The organism is Tsuneonella troitsensis, from assembly GCF_001441535.1.
Lineage (GTDB): Bacteria > Pseudomonadota > Alphaproteobacteria > Sphingomonadales > Sphingomonadaceae > Tsuneonella > Tsuneonella troitsensis.
Genome location: NZ_LMAU01000002.1, coordinates 212912 through 225651, shown reverse-complemented (window position 1 = coordinate 225651; position 12740 = coordinate 212912). Strand labels below are relative to the sequence as shown.

Sequence of the window (12740 nt, the reverse complement as noted above, 5' to 3'; positions counted from 1 at the left end):
TGGCGTATGGGTGGGATTAGCAGCCGATGTGGAGTTTTTGTGACTTATTCATGACAAACCTTGCTCTCCGTCATCGATAAGCGGGATACGCACGACCACCGTGGTGCCCCTACCGACTTTGCTTTCGATGTCGAGGCGGCCCCGGTGGCGCTCCACGATATGTTTGACGATCGCCAGGCCAAGGCCGGTTCCGCCCGACGCGCGGCTGCGACCGGGATCGGTGCGATAAAAGCGCCGGGTGAGGTGGGGCAGGTGTTCGGGTGCAATTCCTTCGCCGCGATCGGATACGGTCAGCCGTGCGTTGCCGGCCTGTCCTTCTTCGAGCACGACCCGTACCGGCTCGTCCTCCGCACCGTACTTGAGGGCGTTGTCGACTAGATTGCGCACGAGCTGCTCGAGTTGCTGCTGGTCACCGCGGACGACAATTCCGTCGGCGAGGTCCAGCTCCAAGCGCGAAAGCCGCTCCGGACCCGCCGCATCGCGCGCGGCGCGCTCGACAACCGGACGCATGTCGATTCGATCGGAGGGTTGATCGTGCTTTTCCGCCTCGATGCGCGAAAGGGACATCAGGTCGTCGACCAGACCTTTCAGCCGTCGCGATTCGCGGAGGATCGTGCCCAGGAAGCGGTCGCGCGTGGCGACGTCGGTTTCGCCATTCTCTTCCGCAAGCGTTTCCGCATAACCGATGATCGAAGCGAGCGGCGTGCGCAGTTCGTGGCTCGCGTTGGCGACGAAGTCGGTGTGCGAGCGGCTGATGTCGGCTTCCGCGGTGCGGTTGATCAGTTCGATCACGGCCATTCCATCGCCGAGCGGTTGCCGGCTGAGCCTCCAGATATCGTGCCGCCGAACGAGCCCGCGAACCGTAGTCGTATCGGCCCTGTCCATGTTGGTCAGCGTGATCGCATCGGGATGGCGTAACGCGACCCGCACGTCCTGACCCACGATGTGCGCGCCCAGGACTTCGCGGGCGGCCTGATTGGCGATCGCGATTCGCCCCTTTTCCGTCAGCAGGAGCGGGGTGCCCGAATGTTCGATGAGTTCGCTCATCGTGTCGCGATTGAACGCGCCGTTGGTCCGTGTGGTCGATACCGGTGGCGGCTCGGCTATGGCCAGCCACAGCGAACAACCCCAGAGAAGGAGAACGGTGAGGGCGAGCCAAGGTTGCTGACCGAGAATCAGAAGGCCAAGCGATCCGACTACCGCCAGCGCGAGGCCAGGCCAGGGCAGGGGGCGACGGTGCTCCATCGAGCGCGGCACTAGCCGCACAGCCGCGCAAGCGCCAGCCCGCACGCGCTCCGTCACAATTTCGATGGAGGATTGGTGACCCCTACGGGAATCGAACCCGTGTTTCAGCCGTGAGAGGGCCGCGTCCTAACCGCTAGACGAAGGGGCCATCCCTAAAAATGGCAGGCGTTCCGATGGTGACCCCTACGGGAATCGAACCCGTGTTTCAGCCGTGAAAGGGCCGCGTCCTAACCGCTAGACGAAGGGGCCACGCCCGGAAGCGTGGCGGGCCATTACGGGCGAGGGGCCAAGCGGTCAACCCTGTCGCGCGAACATCCCGTCAATCGGCCCAGGCAGCATCCTCCAGTTGCAGCTCTGCCTGGGGACGATCGCCCCAGTCGTCAATTTTCGCGCGCCCCGCGAGCCACAGCGAACGCCCGCGCGAGCCGTGCAGGAGCGCCTGGCCCATTTCGGTATCAGCCGCCCGGAAGGCGATCATCTTGAAGCTTTTGCCGTCCATCCCGCTGGCGATGGCGCGGACGTGATCGGTCCCCACGACGTCGACTTTCACAAGCCGCACGGGGCCCACCGCGATTCGCGGACCCGGCCACCCGACGCCGAACGGTCCGGCGGCTTCGAGCGCGTCGACCAGTGAAGGGGTCAGGCCGCCAGGGGCGAGGGCGAGGTCGAGCGGCATCGATTCGCTTTCCTTCGCGCGAGCTACCGCAGCGCCCAACCTGGCGTCGAGCCAATCGGCCAATGCCTCGATCTTGTCCGCCTGGATCGTCAACCCGGCCGCCATCGCATGCCCGCCGCCCGCAACCAGCAGACCCTCTTCGCGCGCCGCGATGATAGCGGAGCCTAGATCGATTCCCGCGATCGACCGCGCCGAACCCTTCCCGATCTCGCCGTCGAGGGCGATCACCAGAGCAGGCTTGCCGGTTTTCTCCTTTATGCGGCCCGCGACGATCCCGATCACCCCGGGGTGCCACCCGCGCCCCGCCAGAACATGGACCGCGCGATTGTGCTGCCCGTCTAGCATGGCCTCTGCCGCGGCCTGAACCTCGGCCTCGATCGCGCGTCGCTCTTCATTAAGCGCAGACAGCTGCGCCGCAATGTCGGCTGCCTCGTGTGGATCTTCCGTGGTCAGAAGGCGGACGCCCAGCGTCGATTCGCCGACCCGGCCGCCGGCGTTGATGCGCGGACCCAAGGCAAACCCCAGATCGCTGCAGATCGGCGCGCGTTTCAATCGACTCGCATCGATCAGGGCCGCCATGCCGACGTTGGCACGCCGCGACATGACTTTCAGACCCTGCGCGACGAAGGCACGGTTGAGCCCGCGGATTTGCGCGACATCGGCGACCGTCCCCAGCGCGACGAGATCGAGCAGGGCCATCAGGTCGGGCTCCGCTTGCCCACCCACGAAGAAATCGCGCGCTCGCAGCGTGCGGACGACAGCGACAGCAAGCAGGAAGGCGACGCCCACGGCGGCGAGGTGGCCGTGCTCGGCCGCTTCGGCGCTCTCGTCGAGCCGGTTGGGGTTCACCAGGGCGGCCGCGATCGGGTTCTCGGCGGCGCACTTGTGATGATCGACTACGACGACATCGATCCCCGCGGCATGCGCCTGAGCCAGTGCTTCGTGCGCCATCGCGCCGCAATCGACCGTGACGACGAGGCTGGACCCTTCCTCTCCCAGTTTCACGAGCGCCGCGCCGCTCGGTCCGTATCCCTCCAGCAGGCGATCGGGAATGTAGTAGCGAGCTTGGTGCCCGAGATCGCGCAGAAGCCGGATCAGCAGTGCCGCGCTTGTTGCGCCGTCCACGTCGTAATCGCCGTAGATCGTCACCGTCTCGCCGGTCATGACCGCCTGGGCGATCCGTTCCGCGGCCACATCCATGTCGCGGAAATGCGAGGGATCGGGCAAGAAAGCCCGCAGCGTGGGCGTCCGGTGACGTTCGAGGTCGTCGCGCAATACTCCACGCGAAAGCAAAAGCTGCGTGACCACGTCGTCGAGCGCGCCCGTGGCCTCGCCCAGATCCATGTTTCCGCCGCGCCATTTCCAGGACTTGCCGGACAGCGAGCGGTCAACGCCGAATACGGAACTGAGCGAACGGGATGCCATCCGGTGCATCTAGCCGAGGGGATGGGCTGCGGATACCCGGGCGCGATTGACAATCGACAGCGCGGGGCGATGCTCGCGGGCGATGGATAGACCGCTGCTGATAATCTGGCACAGCCGCACCGGAGCATCGGAAGCGATGGGTCGGGCTGCGTTCGACGGAGCGGGGGACAATGCGCGCCTGCTTCCTGCCGAGTCGGTCGAACCGTCAGACATCATCGATGCGCGCGGATACATTTTCGCCTGCCCGGAAAATCTCGCGACGATGAGCGGTCTGATGAAGGAGATGTTCGACCGTTGCTACTACCCCGTCCTCGGCAAGATCGAGGGGCGTGCCTACGCGACGCTGATTGCCGCGGGGTCCGATGGGGAAGGGGCGCTGCGCCAGATCGACCGCATAGCGACCGGCTGGCGCCTTCGCCGCGTCGCGGAGCCGGTCATCGTCAATCTCGCGGCGCAAACGCCCGAAGTGATCCTAGCGCCGAAAGACGTGCCGGCAGCAGACCTCGAAACGTGTCGACTCCTTGGCGCAGCTTTGGCCGAGGGACTGGCGTCGGGTATCTTCTGACGATTGGCTCCGATCCGGTTGCATCGCCGCATCGAGGACTCGACGAAGCGACTGTTTTACGGCACGAATCACGTGGGGCATATTACACGGAAGGGTCCGTTTCATCGCGTCGAGCGATCCATCAGGCGGTCCGGCGAAAGCTGGCGCGTTGCTTCTGCTGTTCCGAGCAGGGGAACGGCCCGATGGCGAGCGTCTGACGTCGCTGGTCGAAGCCGCCGAGCGTCTGACAGTCACTCATCAGATACCCGGCGAGCAAGGCCAACCTGCGGCAGGATTTGAATTGCTGCGCGACGGATTGACGTACGATCTACTCGGACTCGCGCCGGGCCAATCGCATCCCGAACAAGTGAACCCGTTCATAACGCGGCACCGGTTTGGATTTCGTGGAGAGATCGATTCCTCCTCGCTCGAATGTATGTCGTTACAGCCGGGCCCGCATCTTTCGGCCGGAATGCATTCCGTTGCCGTGGTCCGGACGCTGGCGAGCGTCGCCGTCACCCTCGCCGAGTTGTTGCCCGGGCTGATCGCTGTCGCGTGGCCGCCTGCGCGCTCGATCGTAGGGGTCGAATTCTTCCGCTCCAGCGTGTCGGCCTGGCTCGCGGGCGGAGCTTTTCCCTCGCTCGGTTTCGCGGCGTTCGAGGACGACCTGGAGGGCGGCATCGTCAGCGTCGGGCTCTCGTGGTTCACGGGCCAGGAAATCCGCCTCGCCAACAATATCGCCATCGACCGGGCCGGCGCCGCCAAGTTGGGAGTGAGGCTGGTCAATCACCTGGTCTCGCAGGGAAAGCTTGTCGAAAACGAGTTCGTCGTCGGGCCCGACGGAGGCCGTCTGGCGCTTGAACCCACAAAGGACGGCAAGGTGGTGCGAGTGCGACGCGCGTGAAGGAACCGCCGCGAAGCGCTCCCAGAACCTGGCTCCCTTTTCGCGCCGTCAACAGGGCAGGAAGTCCGTCGCACGATCCGGGGCTTCAGCGCCACCACCTGCTGCCTCGTCAGGCGCGCGGAAAGGGCGCGTTCTCTCGTCTGTTCGCGGCCATCGATCCGCGACGCCTCGGCTTCGACGATTTCAGGCGCAATGGTATCCTGCTTCCCGCCCGCTGCACGGCGCCTAGGCCTGCCGCTCCATCGCGGCCCGCCGCACCGGGCTTACAACCAGATGGTCATGGAGCGCGTCGGCCAAATCGAGGCGCGATGGGCGACCGAACTTCCTCGCGGGCCGGACAGCGCGGGTGAGGAGGCGCTTTTCCGGCTTACCCTGCTTCAAGGGGCCTTGCGTCGGCGCCTTATCGACCCGCCGCGCGAACAGCTACGGCTCAACCACAAAGACCCGGTCGGCACCGGCTTCGACTTTACCGAGCTAGACGCCATGGTCGAGGAGCTGTGGGGCGGAACTCATAGCGCCTTGGCGGCGAGTTCCTCTTTTGCCGCCTGATACTGCGCATAGAGCGCATCGACGCGGTCGGCGACGCTCTCGACAGCTTCGACCATCCCGACGCCCTGACCGGAGCCCCATATGTCCTTCCACGCCTTTGCTTCGGTGTTGCCGCCCGAACCGAAGTTCATCGCGCTCGGATCGCTGACCGGCAGGTTATCCGGGTCCATTCCGGCCGCCTCGATGGAGGAGCGAAGATAGTTGCCGTGGACCCCGGTAAAGAGGTTGGAATAGACGATCCCGTCGGCCTTCGCTTCGACGATCGCATCCTTGTACCGCTGGTCGGCGTTGGCTTCCTTGGTCGCGATCCACGGCGACCCGATATAGGCGAAGTCCGCCCCCATCGCCTGCGCCGCTAGGACCGACCGGCCGTGTGCGATCGCACCCGACAAGGCGACCGGTCCATCGAACCAGGTGCGGATTTCCTGCATCATCGCGAACGGCGAAAGCGTTCCGGCATGGCCGCCGGCGCCCGCTGCCACGGGGATGAGGCCGGTGGCGCCTTTCTCGATCGCCTTTCGCGCGAAGCGATCGTTGATCACGTCATGCAGCGAGATGCCGCCCCATCCGGTGACGGCGGCGAACACGTCTTCGCGAGCGCCGAGCGAGGTGATGACCAGCGGCACGGCCCACTTGGCGCAAACGGCCATGTCTTCCTCGAGCCGACTGTTCGACTTGTGGACGATCTGGTTGACGGCATAGGGCGCCGCCGGGCGATCGGGATTGTCGCGATTGTGCGCGGCCAGTTCCTCGGTGATCTGGTGCAGCCACTCGTCCAGCTTGCCCGAAGGACGCGCGTTGAGCGCCGGGAATGCGCCGACAATCCCGGCCTTGCATTGCGCGATGACCAGTTCCGGCCCCGATATGATGAACAGCGGCGATCCGATGACGGGAAGGCGCAAGCGATCGAACGGGGCGGGCAGGGTGGTCGGCATGCTCGGGAATACTCCGGTTGCGAATCGAAACGGGGCTAACGGTTCGCGCCGCGCCTGTCGAGCGTCACGCGGGCAGGAGATGCTCCAGCCCGTACACTCGCGCGGCGGTCCCGGCGAACAACGCCCGCTTTTCGTTGGCCGAAGCGCGCAGCGTCAGTCGTTTGAATGCATTCCACAGCACCGGATAGCTCGCACCCCAGCGGTCGACGGGATAGTTGCTTTCGAACATCGCGCGTTCGGCCCCAAACGCCTCGATGCAGGTTTCGATGTAGGGGCGCCAGATCGCGGCGAGGTCTTCGGAGCCGAGGCCCGCTGCCGGGCCGCGGTCGGGCAATTGGCAGAACGCCATCGCGAGACCGCCAAGCTTGACGGTGACGTTCTGGCACTCCGCAATCGCCTTGATGCTCGCGCGCCAGCGGTCGAAATTCTCGTGCATCTTTCCGCGATAGCTCGCGATGCCGAGCGGGGTGCCGCAGTGATCGAGCACGATGGGCTGATCGGGAAACGCGCGCGCCAGGTCGAGCACGTCGCCAAGCTGCGGCTCGAGCAGCCACGCATCGAATGTCAGATCGCGTTTGCCCAGCTCGGCAAATCCCTCGCGGAATGTCGCATCGCGATAAAGTCCGCGCGGAGCGTGAAAGGGCGGACCGAGGACCTCGGGGTCGGCGTCCCACGCGGCGGCGTGACGGATCCCGACGAAACGCGGCGAGGCGGAGATCAGCGCGTCGAGGACCATGCCGGCACCGCTTCCGAGCGTGAGGTCGGCATGCCCGACGATCGCCGCACATGGGCGGTAGGCGCCATAGAGCCCGCTCGCCCCCTGCGCCGCTACGCCGTTGACGTATTCGACCTCGCCGACGACCTTCAGTTCATCCCCGCGCGCGGCATCGTAGAACGCGCCGCATTCCATGAACACCGTGCCGACGACATTGTGGCCGGACTGCGTGTCGGCCTGCAATTCGTCGAACGTGTAGTAGGGCGCGCCGACCAGCGTCTCGAGAAAATCGTGGCGGGGCTCGGGAAACATCCCGAGCAACGGTCGCAGGTCCCACAAGTGGTGATGCGGATCGATGATCGGCAGCTCGGGGTCGAGGATCGATTCGGTCATGGCACGCTCTCCCAAGCAGATAGATTCACAGTCATGTCACGGTGTCACAGTGTCCGGGGCGATGGAAGCGGGGCGCGTCGAACCGGGTTTCCGGAGTTGGAGGGATGCGCGTTGCCAGTCACGAGCCAAACGTCGCGTCGACACGCTTGTTTAGGAAAGCGGCCACGGCATCGGCACGCACCTGACGCTCCCGCGAAGATGGAGCCTAGGGCTTGGAAACGACTACCTTGAGATAAGTAGCCGGAATATCCGTCGCTTTCGGACCGGCGCGGTTGTGGCTTTCGAAAAGCTCGTTCAACTCGGCCTCCAGATCCTGGGCCCGGCCATCGTTCGAAGCCGCTTCAAATGCGTTCATTGTCGGACCGTAGAACTGCTTGAAGGTCTGCAGCAATTCCGACGGGGGACCTGAATGGCGAAAAACGTAGGTTTCGCGCGAGCATACGATACCGTATTCCGGGATGCCGGCCGCACCGAACCGTTCGCGGACGTTTGCTTCGACGCCCCAGGTGACCGGGCTGACGAACCCTTCCGGCGGTGGCGGAGTGTAGGCCGCGCTGGTCTTGAGAACAAGGGCGATCAGGGTGGGATCGCCGGGAATCCAGTTGCCCATGACGATGCGCCCGCCCTTCCGCGTTACCCGCACCATCTCATTCGCCACATCGAACGGGCGCGGGGCAAACATCGCCCCGAAGATGCTGACCACGAGGTCGAAGTTCTCGTCGCCCAGGTCGGCTAGATCCGATGCATCGCCTTCCTGAAAGCGCAGGTTCTGGAGACCTGCCGCACTTGCGCGGGCATTACCGGCGGCGACGAGATTGGCGGCGATATCCACGCCGAGCACACGGGCTCCGCGCTGCGCTGCCGGTAGCGCGGTCGTCCCGTCACCGCACCCGAGGTCGAGGACATCCATGCCAGGTCCGATGCCGAGGCTCTCGACCAGTTCGTCGCCGCTTTCGCGCATTGCTGCGGCGATTCTCGTGAAATCGCCCTTTTCCCACAGCGCCTTGTTCGCATTCATCCTACATCCCCCCGTAGTTGATCGCATCGCGTACCACTATGCGGGCGGAATGTCCCTCACGGCCGAGTTCGCGGCGCTGACCACCGCTCTTACGCTCGCGGTGGCGATGTCCTCGTCGATGCCGCAGCCCCAGATGAGGCGTCCATCGGGCAAGGCGCACTGGACGTATGCTGCGGCGCGGGCGTCGGCGCCGGTCGACAGCGCGTGTTCCGAGTAGTCGCACACTTCCATCTTCACGCCGAAAGCGTCTTCGAGTGTCGAGACGACCGACGAGATCAGGCCGTTGCCGCGGCCGCTAACGGACTGCGCCGTGCCCGCGACCTCGATCGTGCCGGCGAATACGCGGGTGCCATCGGCGGCGCGGTTTTCCTCGTAGTCGACGAGCTGGAAATGCTTCCCGGGGGTCTGGACGTGATAGGTTTCGCGGAACGCCTGCCAGATGTCCGCCGCATTGAGTTCGCGCCCCAGTTCGTCAGCCATCCGCTGCACCGCCTTGGAAAAATCGGCCTGCATCGCCTTGGGCAGCTTGAGGCCCTGGTCCTGTTCGAGAACCCAGGCAAAACCGCCTTTACCGCTCTGAGAATTAACGCGAATTACTGCTTCGTAGCTGCGACCCAGGTCCGCCGGATCGATCGGCAAGTAGGGCACACGCCAGTGCTCGTCGTTCTGCCTAGTGTGCGCCTCGAACCCCTTCTTGATCGCGTCCTGGTGGCTGCCCGAGAACGCGGTGAAGACCAGTTCGCCGCCGTATGGATGGCGCTGGTGGACGGGTATCTGATTGCAGTATTCGACGGTCTCGATAATCCGATCGATGTTCGAAAAATCCAGTTCTGGATCAATCCCTTGCGTGTACATATTGAGAGCGACTGTCACCAGGCAGCAGTTGCCCGTGCGCTCTCCGTTCCCGAACAAGCAGCCTTCGACACGGTCGGCTCCCGCCATCAGACCCAGTTCCGCCGCGGCGACGCCGGTGCCGCGGTCGTTGTGGGTATGAAGCGAGATTACGGCGCTGTCGCGGTTCGGCAGGTTGCGGCAAAAGTATTCGATCTGGTCGGCGTAGACATTGGGCGTTGCCGCCTCGACCGTGGCCGGAAGGTTGAAAATCAGCGGCCTTTCGGGCGTCGGAGTCAGCACTTCCATCACCGCCTCGCAAACCTCGATGCTGAAATCGAGTTCGGCGGTGGAGAACGTTTCGGGGCTGTACTGGAAATGCCAGTCGGTGCCCGGACGCTTCGAGGCCTCGTCGCGCATGACCTTCGCGCCCGCGACCGCGATGGCCTTTACCTCGTCCCGGCTCATGCGGAAGACGATGTCGCGCCACGCCGGACTGACGGCATTGTAGAGATGCACGATCGCCGCCTTGGCTCCCTCGAGGCTGGCGAATGACGTGCGGATCAGGTCTTCGCGGCTCTGCGTCAGGACCTGCACCGTGACGTCATCGGGGATGCGTCCCGACGCCACGAGACCCCGGATGAAATCGAACTCGGTCGCGCCCGCGCTGGGGAAGCCGACCTCGATCTCCTTCACCCCGATTTCGACCAGGAGGTCGAAGAACCGGTTCTTCTTCACCGCGTCCATCGGATCGACGATCGCCTGGTTGCCATCGCGCAGGTCGGTCGAGAGCCATCGCGGCGGGGCGGTGATGACGCGGCTAGGCCACTGGCGATCGGGCAGGGGCACTTGCGGAAAGGCGCTGTACTTGACGCCGGGATTGCTGAGCATGGGCATGAGTGGACTTCCGAAACGCGAGGGGCTGTCTATCGGGTGGCCGGTGCGGCCGTTCGATCCCTTGGGCGCCCGGCGCGCCCGTCGGGGACACGCGTCAGGTCACGCCCAAGGGCGGATAAGTCGAAGCAGCGATAGTGCGTTGCGGCTCATGCCGGGCGCAATGCGCGAAATGTGCGCGGCAATCAAATGTTACAATTGCAACCGGCTCAGCCGCAGCGGGCGGAGCGGATCACATCGGTTCCGGTGTCCATCGTCACGTTCAGTCGATCCGGGCGATAGTCCATCGTGACGGGGCTGTTCGGATAGAGCCAGCGGGCCGTGCGGGCACCCGTCGCCTTGAGGATGTCCGCGCGAACGGCTTCGGTAGCGGCCTTACCGACCCACGGCGCGATCTTATCAGCGTTGCAGGCGGCCGCACCCTCCGATGGTTGCTCGGTCGGCGCAGCCTTCTCGAACGCCGCCGCAATCGTCAGTTCGACCTCGTCGCTCACCATCGGTATCCCGTAATTGATGCCGAAGTCCGACCGCTTGATCATCGACTTGCCCGAAAAGCCGACGGTCTCGGCCTTGTTCATCGGATTTGCGCCAGCACCGGTGAATTCGGCCTGGATCGCGACGGGCCGCGTCACGCCGTTGAGGGTGAGATCGCCGAGGATGTAGGCGGTCGTGCCGCTGCTGCCCACGGTGACGGTGCGCGACACGAAGCGTGCAGGCGAGGGCTCCGGCCCGAAGAAGTCGGGCGCCTTGCCGTCCTTGCCCGGCCGCAGCAGGTGATCGCGCAAGCCCTTGCTGGCGACAGTCGGGTTGATCGGGATGGTGACGTCGACCTTGGCGGCGGAGGGGTTCGCCGGGTCGATCGTCAGCGTGCCGCTCACATCGCCGAACAGCCCGAAATAGTCGCTGAAGCCGAAGTGATCGACCGTCCAGCTCACCAGCGTATGCCCGGCATCCGCGCGGTAGGTTCCGGCGGTGACGCGTGCCGGATCGGCAACGCCGGGCATGGCCGGCATTTGGGCGATTGCCGCGGCGGAAACGAGCGCGGCAACGCCTACGCCGAGAGCTGTTTTACGCATCACGAGCACTTGCCTCCGGTTATGACACCTGCAGAATCGAGCTCCACATTAAGCCGGTCGGGGCGAAAATCCATCGTTACGACGGTATCCGGGCCGACCCAGCGGATCCGGTCGTGGCCGACGTCGGCGGCAAGCCGTGCCCGGACTGCAGGAGTGGCTTCCTGCGCGACATAGGCAGAGACCTTCGCGGCCCCGCATTCGTCGTCGGCAGAGGTGCTATCGGGGGCGGGCATGGGTTCAGGTGGCGCGGAGGCACCGGGATAGGGCGAGTTGCTGACCGGAGTATCTGGAGCCGCCGATGTGGCCGCATCGCTCGGCGCGGCAGCCGCTCCGTCCTCGCCCATGCTTTCGGGCGCCCCCGCATCGCCGCAGGCGGCCAGGGCCAAAGCGGCCGCACCGGCCAGTATCGTCAGATATATGCGCATCGTGACCTCCGTCCAAATCGATACGGAGACAACGCGGCCGGCAGGATCGATATCCCGCCGGCCCGATGGACCGGTTCGACCGGCCCTAGTTGACCGCCTTGTCGACCAGCTTGTTCTTGCCGATCCACGGCATCATCGCGCGCAGCCTCGATCCCACCTGTTCGATCGGATGGGCGGCTGCTGCCTTGCGGCTTGCCTTGAGCTCGGGCTGGCCCGCGCGGTTGTCGAGCACGAAGTCCTTCACGAAGCGGCCCGACTGAATATCGGCGAGCACGCGTTTCATTTCGGCCTTGGTCTCGTCGGTGATGATCCGCGGCCCGGTTTTGATGTCACCGTATTCCGCGGTGTTGCTGATCGAATAGCGCATGTTGGCGATGCCGCCCTCATACAGCAGGTCGACGATCAGCTTGGTTTCGTGGAGACATTCGAAATAGGCCATTTCCGGCGCGTAGCCGGCCTCGACCAGCGTTTCGAAGCCCGCCTGGATCAGGTGGGTGATGCCGCCGCACAGGACCGCCTGCTCGCCGAACAGGTCGGTCTCGCACTCTTCCTTGAAGTTGGTCTCGATCACGCCCGAGCGGCCGCCGCCGACACCGCTCGCATAGGCGAGCGCGACATCGTGCGCGTTGCCCGTCGCATCCTGGTGGACGGCGATCAGACACGGCACGCCGCCGCCCTTCTGGTATTCGCTGCGGACCGTATGGCCCGGACCTTTCGGCGCGATCATGATCACGTCGATATCGGCAGGCGCCTCGATCAGCCCGAAGTGGATGTTCAACCCGTGCGCGAAGGCGAGCGCGCTGCCCGGCTTCATCCGGTCCTTGAGATCGTCTTCCCAGATCGCCGCCTGATGCTCGTCGGGCGCAAGGACCATGATGATATCGGCCCATTCGGCCGCCTCGCGGTTCGACATGACCTTGAACCCGGCGCCTTCGGCCTTCTTCGCGGTGGCCGACCCTTCGCGCAGCGCGATCGCGACGTCCTTTACCCCGCTGTCGCGCAGGTTCTGCGCATGGGCGTGGCCTTGGCTGCCATAGCCGAGGACGACGATCTTCTTGCCCGTGATCAGGTTCAGGTCGGCGTCGGCGTCGTAGTAGACTTTCATTGGTC

At 64.9% G+C, this 12740-nt stretch carries 12 protein-coding genes and 2 tRNA genes; 3 read left to right on the top strand and 11 right to left on the bottom strand.

The features are described from left to right. Positions 1-48: 48 nt before the first annotated feature. The 4 genes from AR323_RS04705 to recJ form a co-directional block, all read right to left on the bottom strand. Entirely contained in the window at positions 49-1245 is a 1197-nt protein-coding gene (locus AR323_RS04705) for an ATP-binding protein (protein ID WP_057882807.1), read from the bottom strand. A gap of 73 nt (positions 1246-1318) precedes the next feature. Beyond that, positions 1319-1393, bottom strand: a tRNA-Glu gene (locus AR323_RS04700). Between the two features lie 26 nt (positions 1394-1419). Continuing rightward, positions 1420-1494 (bottom strand) — tRNA-Glu (locus tag AR323_RS04695). Between the two features lie 70 nt (positions 1495-1564). Next, a complete protein-coding gene (gene recJ / locus AR323_RS04690) occupies positions 1565-3346 on the bottom strand; it encodes a single-stranded-DNA-specific exonuclease RecJ (RefSeq protein ID WP_057882806.1) in 1782 nt (593 codons plus the stop codon). 82 nt (positions 3347-3428) lie between these two features. Between recJ and AR323_RS04685 the strand changes: the two genes are divergently transcribed. The 3 genes from AR323_RS04685 to AR323_RS04675 all read left to right on the top strand — a co-directional run bounded on the left by AR323_RS04685 (position 3429) and on the right by AR323_RS04675 (position 5343). Continuing rightward, entirely contained in the window at positions 3429-3911 is a 483-nt protein-coding gene (locus AR323_RS04685; protein WP_057882805.1) for a flavodoxin family protein, read from the top strand. 451 nt (positions 3912-4362) lie between these two features. Then, a complete protein-coding gene (locus AR323_RS04680; RefSeq protein WP_152980300.1) occupies positions 4363-4794 on the top strand; it encodes a hypothetical protein in 432 nt (143 codons plus the stop codon). Positions 4795-4986: 192 nt separating this feature from the next. Next, positions 4987-5343 (top strand): hypothetical protein, encoded by a 357-nt coding sequence (locus AR323_RS04675; RefSeq protein ID WP_235510454.1) that lies wholly within the window; start codon positions 4987-4989, stop codon positions 5341-5343. On the opposite strand, the gene AR323_RS04670 is transcribed toward AR323_RS04675, so the two are convergent. The 7 genes from AR323_RS04670 to ilvC form a co-directional block, all read right to left on the bottom strand. Further along, positions 5304-6278, bottom strand: a complete 975-nt coding sequence (locus AR323_RS04670; RefSeq protein ID WP_057882803.1) for an NAD(P)H-dependent flavin oxidoreductase — start codon at positions 6276-6278, stop codon at positions 5304-5306. The two genes, AR323_RS04675 and AR323_RS04670, sit on opposite strands and share 40 nt — an antisense overlap. A 64-nt stretch (positions 6279-6342) precedes the next feature. Further along, a complete protein-coding gene (locus AR323_RS04665) occupies positions 6343-7386 on the bottom strand; it encodes an amidohydrolase family protein (RefSeq protein ID WP_057882802.1) in 1044 nt (347 codons plus the stop codon). A 205-nt stretch (positions 7387-7591) separates the two neighbouring features. After that, positions 7592-8404 (bottom strand): class I SAM-dependent methyltransferase, encoded by an 813-nt coding sequence (locus AR323_RS04660; RefSeq protein WP_200956677.1) that lies wholly within the window; start codon positions 8402-8404, stop codon positions 7592-7594. A 36-nt stretch (positions 8405-8440) separates the two neighbouring features. Then, on the bottom strand, positions 8441-10132 hold the full coding sequence (leuA, locus tag AR323_RS04655) for a 2-isopropylmalate synthase (RefSeq protein WP_057882800.1): 1692 nt from the start codon (positions 10130-10132) through the stop codon (positions 8441-8443). Positions 10133-10338: 206 nt separating this feature from the next. Then, positions 10339-11205 carry an I78 family peptidase inhibitor gene (locus AR323_RS04650; protein ID WP_321164534.1) on the bottom strand — a complete coding sequence of 289 codons (867 nt, stop codon included), beginning with the start codon at positions 11203-11205 and terminating at the stop codon, positions 10339-10341. After that, a complete protein-coding gene (locus tag AR323_RS04645; RefSeq protein ID WP_057882799.1) occupies positions 11205-11630 on the bottom strand; it encodes an I78 family peptidase inhibitor in 426 nt (141 codons plus the stop codon). Before AR323_RS04645 ends, AR323_RS04650 begins: the two co-directional genes overlap by 1 nt. 85 nt (positions 11631-11715) lie before the next feature. Next, positions 11716-12735 (bottom strand): ketol-acid reductoisomerase, encoded by a 1020-nt coding sequence (gene ilvC / locus AR323_RS04640; RefSeq protein ID WP_057882798.1) that lies wholly within the window; start codon positions 12733-12735, stop codon positions 11716-11718. Positions 12736-12740 lie beyond the last annotated feature (5 nt).